We start from the raw sequence: 2,495 nt of genomic DNA, 5'->3' as shown, positions 1-2,495 counted from the left end.
GTCCAACAACCGGTTCAGATCGTGGCTCGCTTCGCGATCACGATCTAACCTTAATCGTTGGGCGTCACTTCCACTTGAGGTTCAGCTTTCGATTGGATGTTGCACAGTCTCGTAGGTAAAGATTGATAAGGCTTTGATACGGAATGCCGACACCCTCAGAAATAGATTTGAAATAGTTGATGCACTCTTCGTCCAAGCGGATCGTGATCTGTTTCTTGAGTTGTGAGGCGTAGGGGTTCTTGGTTGATTTCGAGAAGTCGTATTCAGTGCGCATGATGGTCACCCATTCAATAAGAAGCTGCTTCACGTTTTGTGGCCTTACGTGCCGAGATGATGCGAATCACGCCATCGTTCGCTCGGTAGCAATGACACACAATCAGAAGCTTTAAACCTGAGCTACAGCCCAGAAGGATGAAACGTTCTTCATCTTCAGAATGGTCCGGATCTGCAATCAGCCGTGCGCGTTCATCGTAGAACACGGTTTTGGCTTCGTCGAAGCTCACACCGTGCTTCGCGATGTTGGCGTTGGCCTTCGGTTCGTCCCACTCGAAATGAAGTGTAGTCATGCGTTGATTGTAGCTACGATGTAGTTACACGTCAAACCCGTCAGAGGTAACGATCTCAAGACGCATAACGAAGGTGTAGAAAAACTCTATTCATCTGCGCATTTTGCTGTGAACCGAATGGAATATCAATGATCCAACGGGTATTGCCTTTTGGATACCCGACATGGCCCGTTACAAAGTCATCGACACCAGCCCGCGTTTTCTCGCGGTGGATTTGGAGAAGCAGTTGTTGCCCGGCACCTTCGAACATGCCCTGAACTACCTTGTCGATCACGAACTCGATCTGCGCCGTTTCGACGCCCGCTACCGGAACGACTTCACTGGTGCCAGCGCCTACTCGCCGGCCCTGTTGCTCAAGGTAATCTTGTTCGCCTACAGCCGGGGCATCGTCAGTAGCCGGGAGATCGAACGTGCCTGCCGCGAGCAGGTCACCTTCATTGCACTCAGCGGTGATTGCGCGCCACACTTCACCACCTTCGCCGACTTCGTCTCCGGTCTCAGCGACGAGATTGCTGCCATCTTCAGTCAGGTGGTCTACCTCTGCGACCGGCAAGGCCTGATCGGCCGCGAGATGTTCGCCATCGATGGCGTCAAACTGCCCAGCAACGCCAGCAAGGGCAAGAGCGGTACCCGCGCCGACTTCGAGAAGCAAGCCGCCAAGCTCGAACAGGCGGCTCAGCAGATGCTCGCCCGCCATCGCGAGCACGACGCCCTGTCGATTGAGCCCGACCGGGCCGCCAAGGCGGCCCAACGTATCGAGCGGCTTCAGCGCGACGCCACCCAACTGCGCAGTTGGCTCAAGAAGCATCCCGAGGATCGCAAAGGCGCCAAAGGCAAGGTGATCAAGAGCAACAGGACCGATAACGACTCCGCGAAGATGGCCACATCCAAGGGCGTCATTCAAGGTTACTGCGGCGTCGCCGCCGTCGACGATCGCCACCAGATCGTTATCGAAGCGCAAGCCCACGGCACCGGCAGCGAGCAGGCACTGCTAATTCCCGTGGTCGAGGCGGCCGCACCGCTGAGTACGCCCGACACCCTGATCACGGCAGATGCCGGCTACCACAGTGAAGCCAACCTCAAGGCACTGGCCGAGAAGCATCGGCCCGCCCTGATTGCCGACAATCAGATGCGCAAGCGCGATGAACGTTTCAAGGATCAGGCCCGGCACACGGCCCAACCCGATCCGCTCTACGACAAGGCCCATCCCAAGAAGACCGCCGGTCACTACCGACCCAAGGATTTCGACTACGATCCGCAAGCCGGTACCTGTATCTGTCCCGCAGGCAGGAGGCTCTATCAGAACGGAGCCAACTGCCATCACAACGGCCAGATCGGCACCAAGTTCCAAGGGGCGCTGCGCGATTGCCTGCCCTGTACGTTACGGGAGAAGTGTCTGAGGAAACCGGACGTCACCCAGACCCGGCAGGTGTGCTTCTTCCGGGGCAAGGCAGCGGGCGGCAAGGTGAGCTATACGGCGATCATGAAGCGAGCCATCGATTCGGAGCGCGGAAGGCAACTCTACGGGAAACGCTTCGCCACGGTGGAACCGGTGTTCGGCAATATCCGCCACAACAAAGGGCTGGACCGCTTCACGCTACGCGGGCAGACGAAGGTCGATACGCAGTGGAAGTTGTTCTGCCTGGTACACAATATCGAGAAGCTGGCGCATCACGGCTATGCGCAGTAGCAGAAGAAGGCAAGGCAGGCCCGCTCCAAGCGCCCGGCCGACGGCTTGGGACAAACGTCGGCATAGGTGGAACGGCGAAGCACGCAATCAAGAAGCCAAATGACAAATGGCGCCGATGAATCCGGCGCCATTCCTTTGTCAAACATTCGGCCAAAAATGGGTTTTTCTACAGCTTCAATCGGGATAGGAAGAAGCCTCACGGCCCCTCCCTCCCACACCACCGGACATACGGGTCACGT

At 57.2% G+C, this 2,495-nt stretch carries 3 protein-coding genes; 1 reads left to right on the top strand and 2 read right to left on the bottom strand.

Annotation, left to right across the window (positions count from 1 at the left end; translation table 11 throughout):
• Positions 1-64 precede the first annotated feature (64 nt).
• On the bottom strand, positions 65-307 hold the full coding sequence (locus PROAA_RS13715; protein ID WP_222102278.1) for a BrnA antitoxin family protein: 243 nt from the start codon (positions 305-307) through the stop codon (positions 65-67).
• Entirely contained in the window at positions 288-566 is a 279-nt protein-coding gene (locus tag PROAA_RS13710) for a BrnT family toxin (protein WP_186411873.1), read from the bottom strand. The genes PROAA_RS13715 and PROAA_RS13710 overlap by 20 nt, the downstream gene beginning before the upstream one ends.
• A 163-nt stretch (positions 567-729) precedes the next feature.
• On the opposite strand from PROAA_RS13710, the gene PROAA_RS13705 reads away from it, so the two are divergent.
• The gene (locus PROAA_RS13705) at positions 730-2,256 is read left to right on the top strand and encodes an IS1182 family transposase (protein WP_186411872.1); all 1,527 of its coding nucleotides are present in this window, start codon (positions 730-732) and stop codon (positions 2,254-2,256) included.
• Positions 2,257-2,495 lie beyond the last annotated feature (239 nt).

This window comes from Candidatus Propionivibrio aalborgensis (assembly GCF_900089945.1).
In the GTDB taxonomy this organism is placed as follows: Bacteria; Pseudomonadota; Gammaproteobacteria; order Burkholderiales; family Rhodocyclaceae; genus Propionivibrio; species Propionivibrio aalborgensis.
The sequence above is the reverse complement of the archived record's forward strand: the minus strand, read 5'-3'. Positions and strand labels throughout refer to the sequence as shown.

Bases quoted from the DNA above. Each gene is read 5' to 3' on its own strand.
- PROAA_RS13710 (WP_186411873.1), bottom strand. From the start codon at position 566: ATGACTACACTTCATTTCGAGTGGGACGAACCGAAGGCCAACGCCAAC.
- PROAA_RS13705 (WP_186411872.1), top strand. From the start codon at position 730: ATGGCCCGTTACAAAGTCATCGACACCAGCCCGCGTTTTCTCGCGGTG.